Origin of the sequence: Agrobacterium sp. ICMP 6402 (assembly GCF_009498615.1) — a bacterium.
Classification (GTDB): domain Bacteria; phylum Pseudomonadota; class Alphaproteobacteria; order Rhizobiales; family Rhizobiaceae; genus Agrobacterium; species Agrobacterium burrii.
This window is the reverse complement of sequence record NZ_QSNV01000001.1, coordinates 225014-247351: the sequence shown is the minus strand read 5'-3', so window position 1 is coordinate 247351 and position 22338 is coordinate 225014. Positions and strand designations below refer to the sequence as shown.

Here is a 22338-nt window from a genome sequence, read left to right as displayed (position 1 = left end):
CAATCAAGCCCTCATGGATGAGACGATGTCGATGACGCAAGCCCAATTTCCCGACCTCAAGGATGCGGGCGTGCTCATTACCGGTGGCGGCTCCGGCATAGGGGCATCGCTGGTGGAAGCCTTCGCGATGCAGGGAGCGAGGGTCGCCTTCATCGACATCGCCGAAGAACCGAGCGCCGCACTTGTCCAGCGGCTCGCAGGAGTGGCTCCCCATCCGGTGCATTTTTTCAAGACCGACTTGAGCGACATTCCCGCCATCGGGCGGACAGTGGATGCGGCGGCCTCCGCCACCGGCGGCATCAAGGTGCTGGTCAACAATGCCGCGTGGGATGACCGCCACGACATCGACACGGTGACGGAAGCCTATTGGGACGCCAACCAGGCCGTCAATCTCAAGCAGATGTTCTTCACCGTTCAGGCCGCGCTGCCCTATCTCAGACAGGCGAAGGACGCATCCATCGTCAATTTTTCATCCATCTCATTTCTGCTGAACATGGGCGATCTACCGTCCTATGCGGCGGCCAAGGCCGGCATTATCGGACTGACGAAGAGCCTTGCCGGCAGGCTGGGACCTGACAATATCCGCGTCAACACGCTCCTGCCGGGCATGATCGTCACGGAGCGGCAGAAAGAACTGTGGCTGACCGACGAGGGCATCGCCGCAACCACGGCGCGGCAATGTCTCAAGCGCACGCTCGTCGCCGCCGATCTCGCCGGGCCGTGCCTGTTTCTCGCATCATCGACATCGAGCGCCATCACGGCGCAATCCATCATCGTAGACGGAGGTCTGTTATAATGTCCGAACCCGCTTTTATCGCCGTCGACTGGGGTACGACCAGTTTCCGGCTCTGGCTGCTCAGCCGCTCGGGCGTGGTGCTGGCCGAGCGACGCAGCGCGGAAGGCATGACGACCGCCATGCGCACCGGCTTTGCCGAGGTGCTGCAATCGCATCTCGATGCCATAAGCGCCCCTGACAATCTGCCGGTTCTCGTCTGCGGCATGGCGGGCGCGCGGCAGGGCTGGGTTGAGGCGGGTTATATCGACGTGCCGGCATCGCTTTCAACGGTTCTTGACGGCGCGGTTCGCGTGCCGGGTCAGGCGCGGGATGTGCGCATTCTGCCGGGGCTGGCGCAGCGGGATAAAAATGCACCCGACGTGATGCGCGGTGAAGAAACGCAATTGCTCGGCGCGCTCGCCTCCACTGATGCCGGTGAAAAGCTGGTCTGCATGCCGGGCACACATTCCAAATGGGTGACGGTCAGGGGCGGCGACGTCACCGGCTTTGCCACCTTCATGACCGGCGAACTGTTCGAGGTCATCTCCAAACAGACGATCCTTTCCCATGCGGTGGCCGAAGCGGACGCCTTCACCGGTGAACACGAGACCTTCAGGGCTGCCGTGCGCGACATCTACGCCAATCCGCAGCTCGCCACCAACCGGCTGTTTACCCTGCGCTCCGGGCAATTGCTGCATGGCCTCACCGCGATAGATGCCAAGGCCAAGCTTTCCGGCATCATGATCGGGCTGGAAATCGCCGGCGCGCATGCCAATGCGCGGCGGGATACTCCTGTCGTGCTGATCGGTTCCGGCGCGCTCGGCGCGCTTTACGAAGGCGCCTTCACGGCCCTTGATATCCAATATACGGTCATCGACGCAGACGAGGCCGTGCGGCGCGGATTGCTGGCCGCCGCCAATACCATCTGGTCATAAAAGAAAGACCCACCATGCGTATCCCCTTCCCTGCCATGAAATATCCGCTGATCGCCATCCTGCGCGGTCTGAAACCCGAGGAAACCGAAGGCGTCGTCGGCGCTCTGATCGAAACCGGCTTCCGCGCCATCGAAATCCCGCTCAACTCGCCCAATCCGTTCCGCTCGATCGAGATCGCCGCGAAGACGGCGCCGGCCGATTGCCTGATCGGCGCAGGCACCGTACTGAGCGTGGAAGACGTGGAATCGCTGGATGCCGCCGGCGGCAAGCTGATGGTCAGCCCCAACGCCGATGCTGAAGTCATCGTCGCCGCGCGCGTCAAGGGCATGGTGACGATGCCCGGCGTTCTCACCCCAACTGAAGCGCTTGTCGCCGCAAAGGCCGGGGCGACGGGGCTGAAATTCTTTCCCGCCAGCATCATCGGCCCCGCCGGCATCAATGCGATCCGAACGATCCTGCCGAAGGACCTCATCATTGCCGCCGTGGGTGGCGTTTCCGACAAAAATTTCGCCGAATATACCTCGGCCGGAATTCTGGCTTTCGGGCTCGGAACCAGCCTCTACAAGCCGGGCATGACGGCGGCCGAGGTGCGTGAGCGCGCTACCGTCACGCTTTCGGCCTATGACGCAGCCATCGGAGGATAAGAGCTTGGCAACCGTTTTTCCCTTTGCCGGACATGTGCTTGACGAAACGCCGATGATGCTTGGCGAAGGCCCGACCTTCGACCCCGCGACCGGCACCGCCTGGTGGTTCAACATCGTCGAGCGCGAGTTGCACGAGCTGCATTTCGCTTCCGGCCGCAAAACCGTTTACGCCCTGCCCTTCATGGGCAGCGCACTGGCAAAGATCAGCGACCACAAGCAATTGATCGCCTCTGATGACGGGCTTTTCCTGCGCGATACGGCGACCGGCGTGCTGACATTGCATGCGGAACTGGAAAAAGACCTGCCCGGCAACCGCTCCAATGACGGGCGCATGCATGCCTCCGGTGCATTGTGGATCGGCACCATGGGCAGGAAAGCGGAAACGGGTGCCGGCAGCATCTATCACGTTGCCCAAGGCGTCGTGACGAAGCTGTTTGCCGAGGTCAGCATTCCCAATTCGATCTGCTTCTCACCGGATGGTGCGACGGGATATTACGTCGATACCAAGGTGAACAAGCTGATGCGGGTGCCGCTCGACGCTCAGACCGGCCTTCCAACCGGCAAGGCCGAGGTGTTCATCGATTCCGCCGGCGTTCAAGGCGGTATCGACGGGTCGGTATGCGATGCCGAAGGACATATCTGGAATGCTCGCTGGGGCATCGGCGTGGTTGATCGCTACGATACCGACGGCAAGCACATCGGCCGTTATGAAGTACCGGCGGGACAGACGACCTGCCCGGCCTTCATCGGCCCCGATGCATCGCGATTGCTCGTCACCTCCGCGCGGGAAGGTCTGGACGCCGACGCGCTTGCCGCCAATCCGCAGCATGGCCTGACGTTCGACCTCGGCATCGAGGTCAAGGGCCGGTTCGAGCCGCTTTACCGGCTCTAGGGCATTTCAGACATTCGCGGTTAGCCCGCGAATGTCGAACACCCGGAATGTCTCAGGGAATATCCGACAGGATTTCGCGATAGTTTTCGTGCAGATAACGCTGGGTCGCGGCGGCATCGGCGGGGCGGCCGTAGAAATAGCCCTGCCCCATGGCGCAACCGAGTGCGCGCAGCTTTTCCTCTTCCACCCGCTCCTCGATGCCTTCGGCCACCACTTCGAGATCAAGTCCGTCGCACATGGCGACGATGGCCTTGATGATGTGTTCCGAGGGGCGGTCACTGCTGATGCGCGAGACGAAGGCGCGGTCGATCTTCACCTTGTCGAAGGAGAAATCGCGCAGGCGGCCGAGGCTCGACTGACCGGTGCCGAAATCATCAAGCGAAATGCGAACGCCGGCACTCTGCAACTCGCTGATGATGCGTTGCGCGGTCTCGGCAGACGTCATGACAGCCGTTTCGGTGATTTCAAGCTCCAGCCGGTGCGGATCGAGACCGACGCGGGCGAGGATCGAAAGAATATTGTCGGCGGTGCTCGGGTCCATCAATTGCGCGGAAGACAGGTTGAAAGACAGGAACAGTTCGCGCGGCCAGAAGAGTGCTGCTTCCGCCGCCTTGCGGAGCAGGGCTTCCGACAGCGCGTCGATGAAACCCCGTTCTTCGGCGAGCGGCACGAAGACGGCCGGCGACACGAAGCCGAGATCGGGATCGTTCCAGCGGGCCAGCGCTTCGAAACCGATGACCTTCGCCTCCTCCAGCCGGACGATGGGCTGGAAATGCACATCGATCGCATCGGTGATGATGGCGTTTCGCAAGGCCTGTTCCAGCTGCGTGGCGCGCTTCATTTCATGCGCGATCTCACGCGAATAGACCGTTATCTGGCCGCGACCGCGCCGCTTGGAGCGGTAAAGCGCCGTCTCTGCACTTTTCAGCAGATCCTCGAAGTCATCGCCGGCAAAGGGATAGATGGCAAAACCGAAGGAGGAGGAAAGCCGGACGTTACGGTCGCCAAGATCGTAAGGGGCCGAAAGCACATCCTTGATCATGTTGCCGATGCGCTCCGCGCCGGTGCGCTCGAACACCAGCGGCAGCACGAAGGCGAATTCGTCGCCGTCATGGCGCGTTACGATGGCGCCATCGGGAATGCAGGCCTTCAGCCGGTGCGCGACCTGACACAGGATTTCATCGCCCGCCTGCACACCGAAAAGATCGTTGATGGGTTTGAAACCGTCTATATTGGCGATGCCGACGGTGAAGGGCGCGGGGTCGCTGGAGCGTTCGCTTGCCAGCATACGGATCTTGTCCCGCAGGCGGTAACGGTTGCCGAGCCCTGTCAGAGGGTCGCTGTAGGCCATCGCCTGCAGCTCGTTCTGGCTGACCTGCAACGATTGCGGTTCTGCCCGTTTCATTCCTGCATCTCGTTAATCCTGTGTGAACGCGCTCACAATGCAGGGCAAGTATTAAAAAAACCATAGAGTCGCGAACCAAAAACGCGGCGGCATTTTCGGAAAGTCTACAGCTTGCGAAAAACGGCCCGGTCAGTGGGCTTTCAGGCCTGCAGCCGCACCGCATCCGTGCCGAAAAGGCGCAGGAAAACCGCTTCGACCATGTCAGGACTGACGGGTTTCAGCAGCATGTCGTTCATTCCGGACGCCAGGCATTTGTCGAGATCGCCCTCGAAGGCGTGGGTAATGACCCCGACGATGGGAATGTTCTGGTCCCCGGCCAGTTCCCGCATGCGGCGGGCGACCTCGAAACCGTCGATATCGGGAAGCGTCGTGTCGAGCAGCACGACGGTGGGCGCCTGCTCCGCAAAAAGCCGCAAGGCCTCCTCACCCGAGGTGGCCAGCCGCCAGGAAAGCCCCAGTCCCTCGAGTATCTGCGAAAAGACGATCTGGTTGACCCGGTTGTCCTCAACGAGAAGTATCTCGCAGACACCGCCCGTCTTGAGGGTCTTGGGCAGGTCTTCCGTCATGATCTCCCAGTCTTCCTCCGGCGATTTCTCGCCAGGAGATGAACTGAGACCAATGGCGACGTAATTCAGCAGGGATGCGTCGATGTCCTCTTCCTCGATGGTGACGACTGGCAGGTCATGCGCAGCGGCGATATCGAGACATATGACGCTCATCTGGGCATCGACCACGACGACATCGATGTCCACGCCGGCGGAGGTGGCGATATCGATGAATGCCTGCTGTTCTTCCTCGCTCGTCACTGCCGCATGATCCATGCCGCCTGCCGTCAACCGGCGGCCGGCAGCTTCGGCAAAACGCCCGCTTTCGGAGACGACCAGCACCGCCTTGCTTTTCAGCAGGTCTTTGGCCGGCGCGTCCCCTTCGTCCTTTCCATAGGAGGAGGCGACGAAGGCGACATGTTCGAGCGAGGGGATGACGGGCCTGCCGTCCGCATCGACGGTGGCAAGTGCGGTGACATCCTCCATGGTCGTCACCAGAAAATGCCGGCCCGGGCGGCCCACGCGCTGCTTGCGGGTAATCGTCAGCACCTCTTCGCCATTCAGGCGTTTCACCCTTTCGGGAATGAGGCTCGGCGTGCCGCTGTCCATGACCGCGCGGTCGGCCGCATCGATCTGCGCGGCGACCTTGCGCGAATGCAGATCGAAAACCGTCTTGCCGAGAATGCTCTCAGCGCTGGTTTCAACCATGGTGCAGGCGGATTTGTTGACGGCCGCATAGGCCATGTTCCGATCCTTGACGAAGACGGGAAACGGCAGATTGTCGAGAATGTCCTCGATCAGCTGCACGCGCTCAAGGTCGATGCGCCACTGTTCTTCTCTCTTCTTCTGTTCGGAAATATCGGCGATGACGCTGATACCGAGCCCGGATGGCAGGCGGTTCATGACGAAACGCAGGAAACGCTCGCCCTTCAGACGTTCGGTTTTTTCCGATCTTTCCTTCCAGTGCAGCGCCAGCCGCTCGCCGATCCATTCTTCCCGCCCGAGCTGGCGGGCATTGGCGGCCAGACTTTCCGCCTCGATAAGGTAACAATCGTAGAGCGCGCTCAGATAGTCGCGCAGCCGCGCGCCCGGCCCGACAACGGCCTCTTCCAGCGGAAAAAAACTGAGGAGTTTCCGGCTTGCGAAAATAATGTGATCGTTACGGTCGTAGACGACGATCGCCGCGCCAAGCGCGTCGCAAAGGGCATCAAGCATCACCGTATGAACGCCCGCGCCGGTGGGCGCCAAATCACTCAACTGCAAACTCCCGCCTGTTAATGGGTCAGGCTTATGTTTCTATTGGAATCGTTCAGGGCAGATGCCGGGATGAAACGACAAATTCCGAAAAAGAGACATCAGGGTTCGCCACTTGAAGCAGTCTTGAGGAGAAGATGACGTTCACCCATAGTCGACGTCACACACCACCCAAAAAGGGGGCCTCTTGCCTGCGGTCATTTCAAGCCGCCCCACCATAATCAGGGCCGATTAAAAGCGGATTAACGCTTACCCAGATGTTGACGGAAATGATCAAATGCCCGGAAGTCCACAAAACATGTGCAAAGTGCCGCAATTGGCGTTTTTTGCTTTCGAAGCCATGGCGAATCCGCGAAAATGACGATCATGGCCATCAAGCAGCTTTCAGAAACCCTCATCAACCAGATCGCCGCCGGCGAGGTCATCGAAAGACCGTCCAGCGCCACGAAGGAACTGGTGGAAAACGCCATCGACGCCGGCGCGACCCGGATCGAGATTGCCACAGCGGGCGGCGGCAAGGGGCTGGTGCGCATTACCGATAACGGTTCCGGCATGTCATCCACCGATCTGGAGCTTGCGGTGAGGCGTCATTGCACCTCGAAAATATCCACGACGCTGGATGACATCCGCACGCTTGGATTTCGCGGCGAGGCGCTGCCCTCCATCGGCTCGGTCGCCAAGCTTTCGATCACCAGCCGCCAACAGGGCGCGGAACAGGGTTCGGTGATTTCGGTTACCGGCGGCAAGGTTTCGGACGTGCGCCCCGCCGCCTCGAATGCCGGCACCATCGTCGAGGTGCGCGACCTGTTCTTCGCCACGCCCGCGCGGCTGAAATTCCTGAAGACGGAACGAGCGGAGGCAGCCGCCATTACCGAGGTCGTCAAGCGGATGGCGATCGCCTTTCCGCATATCCGCTTCGTATTATCAGGCACCGACCGTTCGACGCTCGAAATCCCCTCGACCGGCGATGATCATCTGGCCCGCATGGCGCAGATTCTCGGCGCTGAATTCAAGGACAACGCCATCGAGATCGATGCCGGGCGCGAGGATGTGACGCTTACCGGTTTTGCCGGCGTGCCGACCTTCAACCGTGGCAACTCGGCGCATCAATATGTCTTCGTCAACGGCCGCCCGGTGCAGGACAAGCTGCTGTTGTCAGCCATTCGCGGCGCTTATGCCGAAACCGTGCCGCATGGACGATACCCGGTCGCGGTGCTCTCCATCACGCTCGATCCCGCTTTTGTGGATGTGAATGTGCATCCGGCGAAATCCGACGTGCGGTTTCGCGATCCCGGCCTCATTCGCGGGCTGATCGTCGGCGCAATCCGGCAGGCGCTGACGCGCGACGGCGACAGGGCAGCGACGACGGGCGCGAGCCAGATGATGAACGCCTTCCGCCCCGGCTACAGCCCGTCCGGCCTGCGGCCCTCCCCTTCCATGCCGGCTTCCGCGCCATGGTCCGCCGCCACCTCGCCTTCACGGCCGCTCGCCGTTTCCGGGGACATGCAATTTGCGGAAGCGGTGCAATCACGCTTTTCCGACATTACCATGCCGACGGCGCGGGCCGAACCGCGTGAGACCTATGAGGCTTCCGCAAGCCCTTCACCGGAGTCAGTGCTGTATCCGCTTGGAGCGGCACGGGCGCAACTGCACGAGAACTACATCATCGCGCAGACGGAAAACGGCCTCGTCATCGTCGATCAGCATGCCGCGCATGAGCGGCTGGTGTTCGAGGAAATGCGCAATGCGCTGCATTCCCGGCGCCCGCCTTCGCAGGTGCTGCTCATCCCTGAAATCATCGACCTGCCCGAAGAGGATTGCGACCGGCTGATGGATCACGCCGCCGGTTTCGATGCGCTGGGCCTCGTCATCGAGCGTTTCGGGCCGGGAGCGGTTGCGGTTCGGGAAACACCGGCGATGCTCGGCGAGGTCAATGTGCAGGGGCTGGTGCGCCAGCTTGCCGACGAGATCGCCGAATGGGACGCCGCCTCGACGCTTGCCAATAAGCTCGAATATGTCGCGGCCACCATGGCCTGCCACGGTTCCGTGCGCTCCGGCCGGCGCATGCGGCCGGAGGAGATGAACGCGCTTCTGCGGCAGATGGAAAACACGCCTGGTTCGGGACAGTGCAATCACGGCCGGCCAACCTATATCGAGCTGAAACTTTCCGATATAGAACGGCTCTTCGGCCGAAGCTGAGGTGCAACCCGGCAGGGCTGGCCTTGAGCCGCGCCGAACGATATAAATCTAGGACATTGGAGCATCCGGATTGTTCAGGAAAACGCTACGCCGTTTCGGACTGGGTGCGCGGACAGGACAGAGCAGGAGACGAAAACGGATGAACAGATTTGAGGGAGGCGGAAATCGTCTCGCCGTCATCGAATATCTCGACGGTGACTTCCGGATCGTGCAAACCGGCTCACATGTCGTCTGCGCCCTGACGGCCAAGACCATTCCGCTCGACGAATTACGCTACTGGAGCGTGGAGCGGCAGGAAGCCTATGTGGATGCCGCCGCCTCGCTGGAAGCTGAACGAAAGGCCGGCAATCTGCCGGCGTGAGCCGGAAACGGCGTGCTGAAGCGTTTCCATGTCAAGCGGCTTTCTCAGGAGCAGTTGTAGAGGCGGCTGACACCCTCACTCGACGTCATCCTCGGCCTTGTGCCGAGTATCTGCTGATGTCTCATAAATCGATAGGTTGCAGATGCTCGGGACAGGCCCGAGCATGACGGAGGAGCGGTTTCCGGACCTTTCCGACAACCTCTAGAATGACGACCGCGCATTTTCCCGCAGCAGGCGGGCGCGGCAATGCTGGATCGCGGCATCGATGATCGTCGCGGCCGCATTGGGGTCGTCAAACACCATGTCGATCTCGATAACCTGACTGTTCCACAGCAGTTCCTCTGCCCGACCATGATGCCCGTTGAGCCGCACGGCATCCTTGGCCGTCGTCACCAGTTGCAAGTTCTCCTTGCCCGCATCCTGCAGGAGATCGGCGACCTCGTCGTCGCTGAAGTGGTGATGGTCCGGGAAGGAACGCTGCTGCACGATGTCGCCGCCAAGCGCCTCGACGGTTCGATAAAACTTGGCCGGATCGGCGATGCCGGCATAGGCCAATACGCGCTTTCCCCTGAAATCCTGCGGCTCCTGCGGCGTGATCGCCGCGACGAAGACGGGTTTGGCGGCCTTTGCCGCCCGTCTCACCAGCGGATCGGCGGCATGGCCATTGCCCACTTTCAGAAGACCAGTCATCTGCCGCATCTGTTCGGCAAGCGGCGCACGCACAGGGCCGCCTGGCACAAGATGGCCATTGCCGATGCCACGCATCGTATCAATGACAACAAGCGCATAATCCAGCGTCAGGCGGGCGCTCTGGAAACCGTCATCCATGATGATGAGATCGACGCCCTCCTTCACCAGCCGCTGTGCGCCTTCTACACGTCGGCGCGAAATCACCGTCACCGCCTCGCGCGCCAGAAGCAGCGGCTCATCGCCGACATCGGCGGAGCGATGGTGCTGCGGATCAACAAGGGTGGTGACATCGAGCGTGCCGCCATAACCGCGGCTGAGGAAACCGGGTTTGAGGCCTTTAGCGGTAGCAGCCCGGGCGATTGCCATCGCCGTCGGCGTCTTGCCCGCTCCGCCGACGGTGAAATTGCCGATGCAGATCACCGGAACGGATACGCTTGCCCGCTTTGCCGTCCGCATCCGCCGTCCGGCGATCTTGCCGTAGAGAAGCGAGAAAGGCGACAGGAGCCATGCCTGCCAGCCCGCTTTCTGCCACCAGAATGGCGGCGCTTCAGAAACCATCTATGCCCGCTCCCGGCCGCGTCGCCCACGGCATTCGTTCGGATGTTATACGTCAGGGGTTGTTTGCCAGAAAAAACCGTAAATTGCAAAAAAGCTCTCCGTCATTCCGACTTCGAGCCGGAATTCATCCGGCGCGCGTCTGCGCATCGGGAAGAGTCTTTTTCAGCCCAGGACTTGGGCTGGCTGGATTCCGGCTCGAGGCTGGATGACGGAAGAGATGGGGGTCCTTCTTAAACAACCCGTTCCGGCAGCAGCGCCTCAAGCCCGGTAATGTCATCAAAGCAATAATGCGCATCCGCACCGAGGCTTTCGCGCGAACCGGTTCCCGTTAGAACGGCGATGCGCAGGCCCGCGCCCGCATTTTTCGCCATATGCAGATCGTGGTTATTGTCGCCGACGACAGCCACACGTTCCGGCGGAAATCCGATCGCCTCGCAGAAACCGAGAACCATGCCGGGCTGCGGCTTGGTGCCATAACCGCTGTCATAACCCGCGACGAAATCGACATCGCTCTCGAAACCGAAGCGGATGGCCGTCTGGCGGATCGAGTTTTCATTGTCGCTGGAGGCGATGCCGAGCTTGTAGCCGCGCGCCTTCAGCCGTGCGAAAAACGCCTTGAGATCGGTGACGGGCACGGATTTATCCGCGGCCTCGGTGAAGAGCCGGTCGAGGCGCTGCGTCAGTTCAACAACATCGCAGGGCGAGCCGGCAGCAACCAGACCGGCGGCGATTTCCGCCGTATTGCCGGCGGCGAGCAGGCTGTCGGGCACCACGTGGCCGGTGATCGGGTCCATGCCGCAGGCGGCCAGCAGGCGGTCGGCGAGGACAGGATCGCCCTTGGCAGCGATCGCCGCAAGCTCGCGGTTTACCGGTCCCCAGCTGGCGTCATAACCTAAAAGCGTTCCGTCCTTGTCGAAAAGCACCGCGGCAATCGACGGCGTCGCGTCAATTTTGATATCCGCTACCATGAACCGATGGCGCTCCGCGGTTGCAGCTTGGCCGAAACGGTGAGCGGATTGATATAGGGCTCCAGCGCCTTGACAGTGGAGGACAGCGCACCGCGCATATCCTGAATGACCCGGTTGCCGGCATCGATCATCTTGTAACGCTCATTGTCGTTGACCAGCAGATAATGCACCGCCTTCGCCAGCATCTCGACATCGCGGATGATGCGACCGCCGCCGGCACGGATGAGCTTCTGATAGGCCTCGCGGAAATTCTGCACATGCGCGCCCGACAATACGGCGCAGCCCAACATGGCCGGCTCCAGCGGGTTCTGCCCGCCTTCCGCCGTCAGCGAGCGGCCGACGAAGGCAAGCTCGGTCAGCCGCAGGTATAGTCCCATCTCGCCGATGGAATCGCCAAGGAAAATATCGGTTTCCGGCGTGATCACGTCGTTGCGGCTGCGGCGCGCCACCGTCAGCCCCATGCCCTTCAGCATGGTTTCCACATCGTCGCCACGCTCGGGATGGCGCGGCACGATGATGGTCAACTGGCCGTTGCGCGACTTGATCGCCGCATGCACGGTGGCTGCGGCCTTTTCCTCACCATCGAAGGTGGAGATCGCCGCCCATGTCTTGCGATTGCCGACCTGCTTGCGATAGGTCTCCAGCAGCGCCTCGTCGCAGGGCGGCGGGTCGGTATCGCCCTTGAGATTGCCTGATATCACCACCGGCCAGGAGCCAAGATCACGGAAACGTTCGGCATCGAGATCGGACTGCGCCACAACCAGCGCCAGCTTGGAAAACAGCGATTCCGCAATATCGTGACGGTTTTTCCAGCGGTCGAAGGAACGGTCGGACAGACGGGCATTCACCCTTATCTGCGGAATGTGCCGGCGCTCCAGCTCCATCATCGTCACCGGCCAGATTTCCGATTCAGCTGTTATGGCGGCATCCGGCGCCCAATAGGTGAGGAAACGGTTGACCGCGATCTTGATATCGAGCGGCACATATTGGTGGATCACATCGTCGCCAAGCCGGGTGCGGGTCAGTTCGGCCGAGGTGACGGTGCCGGTGGTCAGCAGCACGAAGATATCGCGCTTGCGAATTTCGCGGATCAGCGGGATGAGGGCAAGCGTTTCGCCCACACTTGCGGCATGGAACCACACGAGCGGCCCGCGCGGGCGCTCGGCGCTGGCGTAACCGAAACGTTCGAAGCGGCGGCGCTTGTCTTCCTTGCCCTTCGCAGCCCGCCAGGAAAGATAGGGTCGGGCAAAGGGATAGGCGGCGATACCGGCGATCCGGTAACCCGAAAGAGCGAAACGTGCGATACGGCTGCTCATGACATTCTGCCCTTGATCATTCCGCGCAAAGCCTGCCCCTGTTCTTGTTGTTGTCGCCGCCTACTTCTTCTTAAATTGCGTCATTTTTTATCATCGGAAACGAAAGCGCGATCACATTTTCTCGTGCCGGAACTGCCGGCCTGCGTTGAACGGCAGGAATCACGGAAAAGCTCGCCTTCACCCAATAGTATTACAACGCAAGGGCAAAAGGACTCAATTTTTGTCGTCGGGATTGAGAAGACGGTGCATATGCACGATAAAATAACGCATATGGGCATTATCGACCGTCATCTGCGCCTTGGATTTCCATGCCGTGAGGGCTGAAGCATAGTCAGGATAGATGCCGACGATATCGAGCGCATTCAAATCCCTGAACTGAACATCCTGAAGGTTTTCCAGTTCGCCGCCGAAGACGAGGTGCAGCAGCTGTTTTGGTTTGCCGGATTCCGTCATGTCTTTATCTCTTTCTTAAACGCTGAGAGAGGCCTTCATCTGCGGGATTTCCGGGCAAACGTCAACCGTCGGAGAGATGTGAAAACGCATTCAAAAGCGCTGGCAGCGCATAATTTGCTGCGGCGCACAATGCGGGGTGGTTCACCTCACGACGATTATACATCAGAGGTTTTCCATCGAGGCCGACAAGCTGCCCGCCCGCTCTTTCCAGAATGAGGTCGGCGGCGGCCAAATCCCACTCGTGCGAATTGGCCTTGACCAGCGTTCCGTCAATACGGCCATCCGCCACCATCGCCAGCCGGTAGGCGAGCGAAGGCACATGCGGAATGCGCTTGACGCCAGCACGCATCTCTTCCGGCAGATGCGTGATCACATCTTCCGGCGCAGCCAGATGGAAGATGCCGGCATTTTCACGCACGGCGAAAACCGGCTCTCCGTTCTTCAGGGCTTCACCGTCCTCAAGCGCGGTGAACTCCTCGGCAAGCGCTGGCGCCACGAGGACGCCAACCACGGGACGACCCTCATGCACAACAGCAACGCTGACGCACCAGGTATCCCTGCCGCCGATGAAGGCGCGGGTTCCGTCGATGGGATCAACGACGAAGACGGTGGAGCGGGAAAGCCTGTCCGTGTCGTCATCCGTCTCTTCCGAAAGCCAGCCGTAATTCGGCCGGGCGGAACGCAGGATGGTTTCGAGAATTTCGTTGGCGGCGTAGTCGGCGGCGCTGACCGGTGAGAGGCCGCCATTCTTCCACCAGACCTCGGGGTCCTTGCGGAAGAAACCGAGGGCCGTCTCGCCCGCCTTGCGCGCGGCTTCGAGGACCAGCCGCAAATCGGAGGCCCAGCGGGCCTCAGCCATATCGTTCATTTTGCCGTCTTTTCCGCGCGCCTCAAACGGCGCGCCTGCTTTTCTCTTCGCACTTGCACACAAAGTACCGACGAAAACAACCCGCGGGTCGCCTTACTTGCCGGCGATCGTCATGCCTTCGATGGCAAGCGTTGGTGCGGCGACGCCGTATTTCCGGTCAATATCATTGGCCGGCGTGACCCGCATGAACATGTCCTTGAGGTTCGAGGCGATCGTCACTTCGGACACCGCGAAGGTCTTTTCGCCGTTCTCGATCCAGAAGCCGCTCGCGCCACAGCTATATTCACCGGTGAGCATGTTAGCGCCATGGCCGATCAGTTCGGTGACGTAAAAGCCGGTTCCAACCTGTCGCAGCAAATCCTGCGGCGAGATATCGCCCGGTTCCAGAGCCAGATTGCTGGAGGACGGCGATACCGACGTGCCGCCACGCACGCCGCGCCCGTTGGTTTCAAGCCCGAGTTCGCGCGCCGCCGAGGTGGAGAGGAACCAGTGTTTCAGCACCCCATCCTCGATCATCGTCATCTTCTCGCCCCGGACACCTTCACCGTCAAAAGGACGGGAGGACGGGCCGCGGACGATCTGCGGATCGTCGGTGAGGTAAAGGCCCTTTTTCAGAACCTGATGGCCCATTTTATCGCGCAGGAAGCTGGTCTTGCGGGCGACCGAAGCGCCGTTGATCGCGCCGGCGATCGCACCGACGAATCCACGGGCGATGCGCGGATCGAATACCACAGTAATGTTGCTGCCCGTATCGACCTGACGGGGTCCTACCCGCCGCACGACTTTCTCACCGGCGCGGCGGCCGATTTCTTCGGCTGCATCCAGGTCGGCATAATAAAGGCGGCTGTCGAAATCGTAGTCGCGCTCCATCTTCGTGCCCTCGCCAGCGATGACGCTGACGGAGCGGCTGAAGCGGCTACCCATGTAGCTGCCGGAAAAACCGTGCGAGGTCGCGAGCACGAGGCCGCCCATGCCGCTCGATGCACCGGCGCCGGAAGAATTGCTGACGCCCTTGACCGCAAGTGCCGCCTCTTCCGAAGCGAGTGCCGCCTCACGCAGCTGATCGGACGACACCTCGGTCGCATCAAAAAGCTGGAGATCGTCATAGGACGTCGCCAGCCGCTGTTTGTCCGCCAGGCAGGCGAAGGGGTCTTCCGGCGAGACCTTGGCCATGGCCACTGCCCGCTCGGCCAGCGTCTTCAGGTCGAAACCGGGATTGGCCGAAACGCTTGCCACCCGGCGGCCAACAAAGACGCGCAGCGAAAAATCATCGCTTTCGGAGGATTCGGTGCTTTCCACCTTGCCAAGCCGCACCCCGACCGATTGAGACCGGGAGCGGACGACAACGGCATCCGCCTCATCCGCGCCCGCTGCACGGGCAAGATCGACAAGTTCGCTGGCGCGATCGAGAAGTTTGGAAGAATCTATTTCTGAGGACATGAGTTGGCCTTTCATTCCTGTTCCATTTATTGTGCCAGCAACCCCGCATCAAGGGCGAAACGCCGCTTTCTCAATCGGCAAGGCTCTATCGCCACCATATTCGAAAGTCAGCCCGCATGACCGAGCACGACGCTCTCTTTTCCGAACCATTGCTGCTTCTGGCCGGCGCGGTCATCGCGGCCTCGGTTTTCCGCAAGCTCGGGCTTGGCACCGTGCTCGGTTATCTGGTGGCCGGCATCATCATCGGGCCGTTCCTGCATCTGGTCACAGATGCGAAAGACATTTTCAATGTCTCGGAACTGGGCGTGGTTTTCCTGCTGTTCATCATCGGTCTGGAACTGAAGCCATCGCGCATCTGGCAGATGCGCCGCGATATTTTAGGGCTCGGGCTGGCGCAGGTGCTGGTGACGGGCAGCGCACTGGCGGCGATTGCGTGGTGGGCCGGCTTGATCGACGCGCGCGGCAGCCTTGTCGCCGGTTTCGGCCTTGCGCTGTCCTCCACCGCCTTTGCGCTGCAAATCCTCGAAGACGACGGCGACATGAACACGCGGCACGGCAACCGCTCGTTTTCGATCCTGCTGTTTCAGGATCTTGCCATCGTGCCGCTTCTCGCCCTCGTCACCATTCTTTCCAACCGGCCGGACGTGGCGTCGGATTCGATGGTTTACGATCTCGTCGCCTCGGTCGTTGCGGTGGCGGGCATGGTGCTGGCCGGACGCTTCCTGCTGACGCCAATGTTCCAGATCATTGCCCGCACGGGTGCACGCGAGGTGATGATCGCGGCGGCGCTCTTCGTTGTCATCGGCGCTGCCGCCATCATGGAGGCTGTCGGACTGTCGATGGGCATGGGGGCGTTGCTTGCGGGCCTGATGCTGTCGGAATCTTCCTACCGGCATGAACTGGAGGCCGATATCGAGCCGTTTCGCGGGCTGTTGCTGGCGCTGTTCTTCATGGCCGTCGGCATGTCGCTGCATGTCAACATCGTCTATGAGCACATTGTCCTCATCCTGATCGCCGTGCCGGCAATGATGGCGGTGAAGGCCGCGGTGATCTACAGCCTTTGCCGCATTGCCGGCTCTTCGCGTTATGCATCGAGCCGTATCGCGCTGCTTCTGGCGCAGGGCGGTGAATTCGGTTTCGTGCTCTTCACCACCGCCGCCTCCTCCGGGCTGTTTCCACAGGCGACCGCCTCAATCCTCGTCGCCATTGTCACGCTTTCCATGGCGCTGACGCCGCTTCTGGCGGTGATATCGCGCCGTTTGACGGCAGAGGATGCCGCCGAAGACACGCTGGACGAAGATTTCGACGGGGCTGGCGCGGACGTGCTGATGATCGGCTTTTCGCGCTTCGGCCAGATCGCCTCACAGATCCTTCTCGCAGGCGGGCGTGACGTGACGGTCATCGACAGTTCCGCCGATCGCGTGCGTCAGGCCGCACGTTTCGGTTTCCGCATCTTTTTTGGCGACGGCACCCGCAAGGATGTGCTGATCGCCGCCGGCATCGAACGGGCCGATCTGGTGGCAGTCTGCACCCACAAGAAGGAAGTGACCGACCGCATCATCGACATGATCCAGTCGGAATTTCCAAGCGTACGCATCTATGCCCGCTCTTATGATCGCGTGCACTCCCTCGATCTCAGAAAAAAGGGCGTGGAATATGAACTGCGCGAGACGCTGGAATCCGGCCTGCTATTCGGCCGACGCATTCTGGAGGGGCTGGATATGGATGGCGAGCGGGCGCTGGCGATCTCCGACGACATTCGTGAACGCGACGAGGAGCGGCTGCAGCTTCAAGCCGTGGAAGGCCTCGCCGCCGGCCGGCAGATGCTGCACAACAAGCCGGTGCGAGAGGTGAAGCCGGAGCCGCTGATGAAGCCGAAGAACAAGGCGGAGAAGCGGGAGGAAGAGGATATGGAGGACAGCGAGACGGAAGTGTCGTTGTGAACTTCGCGGCACTGGCTGAGAGGGCCCCGCTTGTTTCTTTTCCTCAAGGGGGAGAAGTCCGCGGCAGCGGGATGAGGGGCAAGGGTAGTGAGATACGGCAACGTTGCCCCCTCATCCGACCCTTCAGGCCACCTTCTCCCCGACGGGGAGAAGAAACACGTGGCAACCGCTCGCTTCGCAGCGAATACTCAGGGATCGCTGCTTAGGCCTCGACGCCCTGCCCGCGATGAAACAGCTCCACCTGCATTTCGACCTGCCGTTTCAGATCGTCCTTGATGCCGGCGGAAGCGTTCAGCACCTCTTCCGACTTCAGGAAATCCAGCACGCCGAAACGGTGAACTGGCGGCCGGAGGAAAATGTGGGGTGGGCGTAGTCTCAGCTTCAGGGCAATCGCCGCCTGCATCATCAACTGGCTGGCGCCGAACAGGCTTTCCAGCCGGTTGGGCATAGTGGTGCCGTCACCTTCCGGGCCGCCGACAACGTCGACGCCGATGACGATATCGGCCTTGTCCAGCAGATGTTCATAAGGGACCGGATTGAAGATACCGCCATCGATCATGATGCGACCATCGATACGCACCGGCATGAACAGCGCCGGAATGGCGGCGGATGCCGCAAGCGCCTGGATTATTTCGCCGGTTTCCACCACCACTTCGGTCTGCGCGTAATAATCCGTGGTCAGCACCTTCAGCGGGATGGCGAGTTCCGAAAAATCCTTCGGCAGGGCCTGCGGCATCAGGGCGTGCAGGATGAGTTCGAGATTGAACTGGCCGAGGCGAAAACCATCGACCGCATGGCGCATCGAGGCTGGGCCGAGGCTCCAGAGCCGGTTTGCAACCGAGCCTTTGCGCCCCATGAGTTCGAGGGTGTATTCACGGATTTCCCGGCCGCTCATGCCGGCCGCCATGCCCGCGCCGATGATGGAGCCGATGGAGGAGCCGGACAACGCCACCGGGCGGATGCCGAGTTCGTCGAAGGCCTCGACGACGTTGATGTGGCAGATACCGCGGGCGCCGCCACCGCCGAGTGCCAGTCCGAATGTCGGCTCATGGCCACCCGCGCCGGCGCCTTCGAGGATATCTTCCCCGGCACGCACGATCGTGACACCCTCGTTTACACCCTGCTCCATGCGAATACCCAAATTCTTTCCGCAGAAAAATCCTGCCTATTGCGCAAACAAGACAAGACCGTGGCGTGACGGGAAGGCCTTCCCGTCAGGGTTCGTAGCGGTAGAAATGCATTTTCGTGTCGCCGAAGATACGGCTTTCGAGAAGTTTGAACGCCGCATCGACGGTGACCGCGACATCGCCGCGCTCTTCCAGAATGGCGAGCGCGCCGGGCGCCAGCCAGCCGCCGCCATGGGCGGCAGCGAAAGCCTTCTCACCATGGCCCTGACCATAGGGCGGATCGGCGAAGAGAAGATCGAAGGGCTCGATATTGTTGACGCCGCCGAGCTTGGTGGCATCACGACGCAGGATACGGGCACGCCCGTGCAACCCCAGCGCATCGATGTTTTCCCAGAGCAGCCCCCTGCCCTCGACGCCGTTTTCGACGAAGAGCGCCACACGACAGCCACGTGACAGGGCTTCCAGCCCCACCGCGCCCGTTCCGGCGAAAACGTCAAGAACACGCGTACCATCAAGACTTTCCGGATAGGCGTGGCTTAAAATGTTGAAAAGGCTTTCCCGCGTCCTGTCGATGGTCGGACGAATGGAATTTGTTTTCGGCGCGGCCAGATTCCGGCCGCGAAACTCACCGCCTACGATCCGCATTACGTGTCATTCCCCTGCCACCAGTCGGTTTGCCACCCGGGCCTTTGCCGCCCGGCTTGCCGCCGCCGGGGCCATTGCCGCCGGGGCCTTTACCCTTGCCCGAAAAACCCGAACGCTCGCCACGCTCGCCACGCTCGCCCGACTTACCAAAGGACGGCTTGCCGGATGCGGGCCTGCCGCCCGGCTTTGCGCCACGGGGCTTGTCCCCGAAAGGCCGGTCGCCGCGTGGACGATCGCTGCCGGGACGATCCCCTTCTTCGCGGGGCTTGTCACGAAACGGCCGTTCGCTGAATGGCTTTTCACCACGCGCGGTACGATCGCCAAAACTCTTCTCGCCACGCGGACGGTCGCTGCGCGGGCGATCACCATCTTCGCGAGGCCGGTCCCGGAACGGCCGGTCACCGAAGGGTTTGTCGCCGCGCGCCGGACGATCACCGAAGCTCTTTGCGCCGCTGCGTGCAGGACGCTCGCCACGGGGGCGGTCGCCGTCTTCACGGGGGCGATCCCGGAAAGGCCGGTCGCCGGGCGGTTTGCCGCCAAAGGATTTGCCGCCGCGTCCACCGCGATCGCCAAAGCTTTTTTCGCCGCGTGCCGAGCGGTCGCCACGGCCGGGGGCGCGATCATCCTCGCGGGTGGGTTCCGAGCGGATCCACTCACCCTCTTCATCGGCATGGCGCACGAGGCTGCGACGGGCTTCGTCCTGGGCGGACGGCTTCTTGAACAGGTTTTCGGCTTCGGCGCGGGCAGACGACTTGCGCTCCTTGCCGTCGCGGGTCGGCCTTGCACCGGGCGCCATCCACACATTGGCGGTGCGGCTGGTGCCGGCGGGCTGGCGGGGGCTGCGGCGCTCTTCGCCGTCATCTTCCTTGCGGCCCTTGCCAGCGAATTTTCCGGCAGGCTTCGCGCCGAACTTGCCGGCTGGCTTATCACCGCGTTTGGTGTCGAGACGGCCGAGCGCCTTTTCGCGGCGATCTTCCGGTTTGCCGGCCGATCTCTCAAAACGCGGCTTGCCTTCCGGCGCGTCGCCGCCCTTTGCCCATTCGGACTTCGGCGCGCGTTTGGGCGCGTTGTCTTCTTCGTCTTCGGCAGGCGCATTGGTGTAGATCGGCGCATCGAAATTGGCGCCGGACTCTTCGATCAGACGTGGGCCGAGCTGGTCGCGCAGCATGCGGCCGCGCACTTCCAGCACCTTGCTCTCGGGCAGATCGCCAAGCTGGAACGGACCGTAGGAGATGCGGATCAGGCGGTTGACCTCGAGACCTAACGCACCGAGCACGTTCTTGATTTCGCGGTTCTTGCCTTCACGCAGGCCCATGGTGATCCAGACATTGTGGCCCTGGGTGCGGTCGAGCGTCGCATCGATTGCGCCATAAAGCACACCGTCGACGGCGATGCCGTCCTTCAGCTTGTCCAGTGCGGCCTGATCGACCTCGCCATGGGCGCGCACACGGTAACGGCGCAGCCAGCCGGTGGTCGGCAGTTCCAGAACGCGGGAAAGCCCGCCATCATTGGTGAGAAGCAGCAGGCCTTCGGTGTTGATATCGAGGCGGCCGATGGACAGGACACGCGGCAATTCACCGGGCAGATTGTCGAAAACGGTCGGGCGGCCTTCCGGGTCGGAGTTGGTCGTCACCAGACCAGCGGGCTTGTGGTACAGCCACAGGCGCGTGCGCTCCGCACCGCGGATCGGCATGCCATCCACTTCGATCTTGTCGGACAGCGTGGCGTTGACCACCGGGCTGTCCAGCAGAACGCCGTTCAGCGAAACGCGGCCTTCCATGATCATGCGCTCGATATCGCGTCGCGAAGCGACACCGGCACGCGCCATGATCTTGGAAATACGTTCCGGCTTGGTGCCGCCAACGATCTCGCCCACGGGGGCAGCCTTAGCTTCCGCCGGTTTCTTTTCACGCTCTGCAGCGGGTTTACCGGGGCCTTTCGGCTTGTTGTCGCGGCTAAACGTCTTGCCACCGTCACGCTTCGGCTTGTCTTTAAAAGTCATTTGTTGTTTGCCTGTTGTTTGGGCTGTCCTATCAGGTCCAAGCACGAGGGTTAAGAGGAAATTGAAACGCAATGGCCGAAACGACGCATTTCATGGAACTGGCGCTTGCGGAAGCCCGTGCCGCGGCTGAGCGGCAGGAGGTTCCGATCGGTGCCGTACTGGTTCTGGACGGCCGCGTCATTGCCCGATCCGGCAATCGCACCCGTGAATTGAACGATGTGACGGCGCACGCCGAAATCGCCGTGATCCGCATGGCATGCGAGGCGCTGGAACAGGAACGCCTGCCCGGTGCCGATCTTTACGTCACGCTGGAGCCCTGCACCATGTGCGCGGCGGCGATCTCTTTTGCCCGCATTCGCCGTCTCTATTACGGCGCGCAAGACCCCAAGGGCGGCGCGGTGGAGAGTGGCGTGCGCTTCTTCAGCCAGCCGACATGCCACCATGCGCCGGATGTCTATTCGGGACTGGCGGAAAGCGACAGTGCTGACATTCTGCGACAGTTCTTTCGCGACAAACGTCTCGAGGATTGAGCGGCGAGCGGGAAAGACAAAGCCTCCCGCCGACCATCAGCCATTTTTTACTGGCCTGTTTTTATTGGCCAGCTTTTACTGGAAAGGGTTCCACCAGCTTTTGCCGGTGTTTGCCACGGCCGCTTCTTTCTTGCGGCGCTTTTCCTTCTTCTGTTCCGGCTCGCCGAGATCGGTCAGCTGATCTTGCGGAACGCTGCGATATTCGGCCGGCGGATCGGTGAGGAACTTGCGCTGGTTGTTGACGACGGAGCCGCCCTGGGCATCGGCCTTGGCCTTGCGGAAGGCTTCCCATTTCTGGGTTTCGGTCATCTGACCAGCCGTGCCGTTGCCGGCGAGCAGCGGTGAGCGGTAATGCGGGTTGTTCTTGTTGGCATCCGCTTCATCGCGCAGGCGTTCGCGGGTTTCTTCCGGCGATTCGACCCATTGCGGATTGGATTCGCGGTTGGCCATGTTCTGCTGCGGCGAGGCCAGCTGTTCGGCGCGGGACTGGGCCGGAACGACGAGGCCAGGGCGCGGGCTGTATTTCAGGTTGCGCTTTTCCTGGTCGTTGCCGGTAATCGAGGTCGCATTGCCGAGATCGTCGACAAGCTGTTCCGCCGACGTCTTACCTGTCCCGTAGGTCGGGCTGGTGCAGGCGCCAAGCAGCACGCCTATCGCCGTGATGCCTGCAACCGTGCGAAACATACCAAAACCCTGCGCATTAGCCTGCCCAAAAGCCTTCATCGTCGTCATAAAAACCCTTCCAGCCGTCCGTCCCACTGCGCCAGACATCGTCTTTCGGCAGGCGG

At 61.5% G+C, this 22338-nt stretch carries 20 protein-coding genes; 8 read left to right on the top strand and 12 right to left on the bottom strand.

Translation table 11 applies throughout. The features are described 5' to 3' along the window. The first annotated feature begins 25 nt into the window (after window positions 1–25). From DXT96_RS01185 to DXT96_RS01170, 4 genes are read left to right on the top strand one after another with little or no spacing between them, the layout of a single operon-like run. Window positions 26–796: an SDR family NAD(P)-dependent oxidoreductase gene (locus tag DXT96_RS01185; protein ID WP_246670516.1), complete on the top strand. Its 771-nt coding sequence runs from the start codon at window positions 26–28 to the stop codon at window positions 794–796. After that, window positions 796–1710 (top strand): 2-dehydro-3-deoxygalactonokinase, encoded by a 915-nt coding sequence (locus tag DXT96_RS01180; RefSeq protein ID WP_153513258.1) that lies wholly within the window; start codon window positions 796–798, stop codon window positions 1708–1710. The genes DXT96_RS01185 and DXT96_RS01180 overlap by 1 nt, the downstream gene beginning before the upstream one ends. Before the next feature lie 14 nt (window positions 1711–1724). Beyond that, entirely contained in the window at window positions 1725–2354 is a 630-nt protein-coding gene (locus DXT96_RS01175) for a 2-dehydro-3-deoxy-6-phosphogalactonate aldolase (RefSeq protein ID WP_153513257.1), read from the top strand. A gap of 4 nt (window positions 2355–2358) precedes the next feature. Further along, a complete protein-coding gene (locus DXT96_RS01170) occupies window positions 2359–3246 on the top strand; it encodes an SMP-30/gluconolactonase/LRE family protein (RefSeq protein ID WP_153513256.1) in 888 nt (295 codons plus the stop codon). A 52-nt stretch (window positions 3247–3298) separates the two neighbouring features. Here the strand turns inward: DXT96_RS01170 and DXT96_RS01165 are convergent, their stop codons facing one another. Together DXT96_RS01165 and DXT96_RS01160 are read right to left on the bottom strand one after the other, a co-directional pair. Continuing rightward, window positions 3299–4651, bottom strand: a complete 1353-nt coding sequence (locus tag DXT96_RS01165) for a bifunctional diguanylate cyclase/phosphodiesterase (RefSeq protein WP_153513255.1) — start codon at window positions 4649–4651, stop codon at window positions 3299–3301. A gap of 140 nt (window positions 4652–4791) precedes the next feature. Continuing rightward, complete coding sequence (locus tag DXT96_RS01160; RefSeq protein WP_194287586.1) at window positions 4792–6411, bottom strand: response regulator; 1620 nt, start codon at window positions 6409–6411, stop codon at window positions 4792–4794. 405 nt (window positions 6412–6816) lie between these two features. Between DXT96_RS01160 and mutL the strand changes: the two genes are divergently transcribed. Together mutL and DXT96_RS01150 are read left to right on the top strand one after the other, a co-directional pair. Next, complete coding sequence (gene mutL, locus DXT96_RS01155; RefSeq protein WP_149899007.1) at window positions 6817–8649, top strand: DNA mismatch repair endonuclease MutL; 1833 nt, start codon at window positions 6817–6819, stop codon at window positions 8647–8649. Window positions 8650–8788: 139 nt separating this feature from the next. Continuing rightward, window positions 8789–9010, top strand: coding sequence for a DUF2093 domain-containing protein (locus DXT96_RS01150; protein ID WP_153513253.1), 222 nt, complete (start codon window positions 8789–8791; stop codon window positions 9008–9010). Window positions 9011–9211: 201 nt separating this feature from the next. Here DXT96_RS01150 and lpxK read toward each other — a convergent pair whose 3' ends face one another. The 6 genes from lpxK to DXT96_RS01120 all read right to left on the bottom strand — a co-directional run bounded on the left by lpxK (window position 9212) and on the right by DXT96_RS01120 (window position 15303). Beyond that, on the bottom strand, window positions 9212–10258 hold the full coding sequence (gene lpxK / locus DXT96_RS01145) for a tetraacyldisaccharide 4'-kinase (protein ID WP_153513252.1): 1047 nt from the start codon (window positions 10256–10258) through the stop codon (window positions 9212–9214). A 230-nt stretch (window positions 10259–10488) separates the two neighbouring features. Beyond that, window positions 10489–11226, bottom strand: a complete 738-nt coding sequence (locus tag DXT96_RS01140) for an HAD family hydrolase (RefSeq protein WP_153513251.1) — start codon at window positions 11224–11226, stop codon at window positions 10489–10491. Then, window positions 11220–12542 carry a lipid IV(A) 3-deoxy-D-manno-octulosonic acid transferase gene (gene waaA, locus DXT96_RS01135; RefSeq protein ID WP_153513250.1) on the bottom strand — a complete coding sequence of 441 codons (1323 nt, stop codon included), beginning with the start codon at window positions 12540–12542 and terminating at the stop codon, window positions 11220–11222. Before waaA ends, DXT96_RS01140 begins: the two co-directional genes overlap by 7 nt. A gap of 213 nt (window positions 12543–12755) precedes the next feature. Then, window positions 12756–12995 carry a DUF4170 domain-containing protein gene (locus DXT96_RS01130; RefSeq protein WP_046800695.1) on the bottom strand — a complete coding sequence of 80 codons (240 nt, stop codon included), beginning with the start codon at window positions 12993–12995 and terminating at the stop codon, window positions 12756–12758. 61 nt (window positions 12996–13056) lie between these two features. Further along, entirely contained in the window at window positions 13057–13863 is an 807-nt protein-coding gene (locus DXT96_RS01125) for a 3'(2'),5'-bisphosphate nucleotidase CysQ (protein ID WP_153513249.1), read from the bottom strand. 93 nt (window positions 13864–13956) lie between these two features. After that, a complete protein-coding gene (locus DXT96_RS01120) occupies window positions 13957–15303 on the bottom strand; it encodes a TldD/PmbA family protein (RefSeq protein ID WP_153513248.1) in 1347 nt (448 codons plus the stop codon). Between the two features lie 116 nt (window positions 15304–15419). On the opposite strand from DXT96_RS01120, the gene DXT96_RS01115 reads away from it, so the two are divergent. Beyond that, complete coding sequence (locus DXT96_RS01115; protein ID WP_153513247.1) at window positions 15420–17246, top strand: monovalent cation:proton antiporter-2 (CPA2) family protein; 1827 nt, start codon at window positions 15420–15422, stop codon at window positions 17244–17246. A gap of 202 nt (window positions 17247–17448) precedes the next feature. Here the strand turns inward: DXT96_RS01115 and DXT96_RS01110 are convergent, their stop codons facing one another. The 3 genes from DXT96_RS01110 to DXT96_RS01100 form a co-directional block, all read right to left on the bottom strand. Continuing rightward, complete coding sequence (locus tag DXT96_RS01110) at window positions 17449–18375, bottom strand: patatin-like phospholipase family protein (RefSeq protein ID WP_153513246.1); 927 nt, start codon at window positions 18373–18375, stop codon at window positions 17449–17451. A gap of 85 nt (window positions 18376–18460) precedes the next feature. Then, complete coding sequence (gene rsmD / locus DXT96_RS01105; RefSeq protein WP_153513245.1) at window positions 18461–19018, bottom strand: 16S rRNA (guanine(966)-N(2))-methyltransferase RsmD; 558 nt, start codon at window positions 19016–19018, stop codon at window positions 18461–18463. Beyond that, complete coding sequence (locus tag DXT96_RS01100; protein ID WP_153513244.1) at window positions 18999–21020, bottom strand: pseudouridine synthase; 2022 nt, start codon at window positions 21018–21020, stop codon at window positions 18999–19001. The genes rsmD and DXT96_RS01100 overlap by 20 nt, the downstream gene beginning before the upstream one ends. Window positions 21021–21091: 71 nt before the next feature. Between DXT96_RS01100 and DXT96_RS01095 the strand changes: the two genes are divergently transcribed. Next, complete coding sequence (locus tag DXT96_RS01095; protein ID WP_153513243.1) at window positions 21092–21550, top strand: nucleoside deaminase; 459 nt, start codon at window positions 21092–21094, stop codon at window positions 21548–21550. Window positions 21551–21625: 75 nt separating this feature from the next. Here DXT96_RS01095 and DXT96_RS01090 read toward each other — a convergent pair whose 3' ends face one another. Continuing rightward, complete coding sequence (locus tag DXT96_RS01090) at window positions 21626–22282, bottom strand: hypothetical protein (RefSeq protein ID WP_149898664.1); 657 nt, start codon at window positions 22280–22282, stop codon at window positions 21626–21628. Between the last annotated feature and the right edge of the window lie 56 nt (window positions 22283–22338).

What these genes read in the sequence shown, in the direction of transcription:
- DXT96_RS01185 (WP_246670516.1), top strand. Translation starts at nt 26, where the DNA reads ATGTCGATGACGCAAGCCCAATTTCCCGACCTCAAGGATGCGGGCGTG.
- DXT96_RS01180 (WP_153513258.1), top strand. Translation starts at nt 796, where the DNA reads ATGTCCGAACCCGCTTTTATCGCCGTCGACTGGGGTACGACCAGTTTC.
- DXT96_RS01175 (WP_153513257.1), top strand. Translation starts at nt 1,725, where the DNA reads ATGCGTATCCCCTTCCCTGCCATGAAATATCCGCTGATCGCCATCCTG.
- DXT96_RS01165 (WP_153513255.1), bottom strand. Translation starts at nt 4,651, where the DNA reads ATGAAACGGGCAGAACCGCAATCGTTGCAGGTCAGCCAGAACGAGCTG.
- DXT96_RS01160 (WP_194287586.1), bottom strand. Translation starts at nt 6,411, where the DNA reads ATGCTTGATGCCCTTTGCGACGCGCTTGGCGCGGCGATCGTCGTCTAC.
- mutL (WP_149899007.1), top strand. Translation starts at nt 6,817, where the DNA reads ATGGCCATCAAGCAGCTTTCAGAAACCCTCATCAACCAGATCGCCGCC.
- DXT96_RS01150 (WP_153513253.1), top strand. Translation starts at nt 8,789, where the DNA reads ATGAACAGATTTGAGGGAGGCGGAAATCGTCTCGCCGTCATCGAATAT.
- lpxK (WP_153513252.1), bottom strand. Translation starts at nt 10,258, where the DNA reads ATGGTTTCTGAAGCGCCGCCATTCTGGTGGCAGAAAGCGGGCTGGCAG.
- DXT96_RS01140 (WP_153513251.1), bottom strand. Translation starts at nt 11,226, where the DNA reads ATGGTAGCGGATATCAAAATTGACGCGACGCCGTCGATTGCCGCGGTG.
- waaA (WP_153513250.1), bottom strand. Translation starts at nt 12,542, where the DNA reads ATGAGCAGCCGTATCGCACGTTTCGCTCTTTCGGGTTACCGGATCGCC.
- DXT96_RS01130 (WP_046800695.1), bottom strand. Translation starts at nt 12,995, where the DNA reads ATGACGGAATCCGGCAAACCAAAACAGCTGCTGCACCTCGTCTTCGGC.
- DXT96_RS01125 (WP_153513249.1), bottom strand. Translation starts at nt 13,863, where the DNA reads ATGAACGATATGGCTGAGGCCCGCTGGGCCTCCGATTTGCGGCTGGTC.
- DXT96_RS01120 (WP_153513248.1), bottom strand. Translation starts at nt 15,303, where the DNA reads ATGTCCTCAGAAATAGATTCTTCCAAACTTCTCGATCGCGCCAGCGAA.
- DXT96_RS01115 (WP_153513247.1), top strand. Translation starts at nt 15,420, where the DNA reads ATGACCGAGCACGACGCTCTCTTTTCCGAACCATTGCTGCTTCTGGCC.
- DXT96_RS01110 (WP_153513246.1), bottom strand. Translation starts at nt 18,375, where the DNA reads ATGGAGCAGGGTGTAAACGAGGGTGTCACGATCGTGCGTGCCGGGGAA.
- rsmD (WP_153513245.1), bottom strand. Translation starts at nt 19,018, where the DNA reads ATGCGGATCGTAGGCGGTGAGTTTCGCGGCCGGAATCTGGCCGCGCCG.
- DXT96_RS01100 (WP_153513244.1), bottom strand. Translation starts at nt 21,020, where the DNA reads ATGACTTTTAAAGACAAGCCGAAGCGTGACGGTGGCAAGACGTTTAGC.
- DXT96_RS01095 (WP_153513243.1), top strand. Translation starts at nt 21,092, where the DNA reads ATGGCCGAAACGACGCATTTCATGGAACTGGCGCTTGCGGAAGCCCGT.
- DXT96_RS01090 (WP_149898664.1), bottom strand. Translation starts at nt 22,282, where the DNA reads ATGACGACGATGAAGGCTTTTGGGCAGGCTAATGCGCAGGGTTTTGGT.